The organism is Paenibacillus elgii NBRC 100335 (genome assembly GCF_004000865.1).
Classification (GTDB): domain Bacteria; phylum Bacillota; class Bacilli; order Paenibacillales; family NBRC-103111; genus Paenibacillus_G; species Paenibacillus_G elgii.
On the sequence record NZ_BIMB01000140.1, the window covers coordinates 1 to 933 of the forward strand.

Here is a 933-nt window from a genome sequence, read left to right on the forward strand (position 1 = left end):
CGAATTTTGAGAGGGTATTTCTCCTAACTTCCAATCCCCCACTAAACCGGCTTCCATTCCCTTATACAACTTATACATATTTGCTTGAATCTCCGTTGCCGACAATGCATGGTTCCATATCCTCATCGTACCTATTTTGCCGATAAATCGATACATATGGTTATTTAAAACTCCTGATACCACTGCGTTGGAAGTTACTGTTACCGATGACGTCGTCTTACCCAAAACAGGAGCTAAATTTTGCTTTACACCATTAATATAAAGCTCATTATTCACTGCATCCGGTACACCGTTATAAAACGTTGCCGCAACATGTACCCATCGATTCTTCAAATCTGCTGATGATATCCCCAATATGTTTGATTCTCCGGTATTAAAACCAAAATAACCTTCGCTAAACCAGAGATCATAGGGCCCATCCCATGAAAATGGCATAACACCTTCTGCACCAGTCCAATACATCCAAAACTCCACCGTGTTTTTTCCACCTGGCTTAGTATTGACTGCAATATTATTAAGGCTTATTTGTTTCGTACCATCAAACGAAAGGGATGCAAAGTTTCGAGTTATATTTCCATTCGCATCGTAAATATATTCTTTCCCTTGTCCTGTAGGCAGTTGAACATTTATTAGCCTTCCAGATGAATCATAATTATACGAGCTTTCAGAATACGATGCTGACGAAGCAGCAGCCTTCTCAAGAGGCAAAACAAATATTATTAAAAAAACATTGAAATACATTAAAATTCTTCCTAAATTACATAAGGTATACACGAACAGTTACCCTCCAAAAGTTCAGGATTCTTAAAACTTGTAAAACCAGAAATAATACCTAATTACTTTTGATAACACCTGAAAATATCGCTTTACCGTTGTATACGTTCACTCCAAACTGTCCGTTCGCATATGCGCTGTCGTTAACGTCCATCACTA

General features: G+C 38.0%; 1 protein-coding gene. It reads right to left on the minus strand.

The annotated features are described in order from the left end of the window. A partial coding sequence (locus PEL01S_RS34205) for a LamG domain-containing protein (RefSeq protein WP_164824392.1) occupies positions 1-774 on the minus strand: 774 nt, incomplete at its 3' end. Positions 775-933 lie beyond the last annotated feature (159 nt).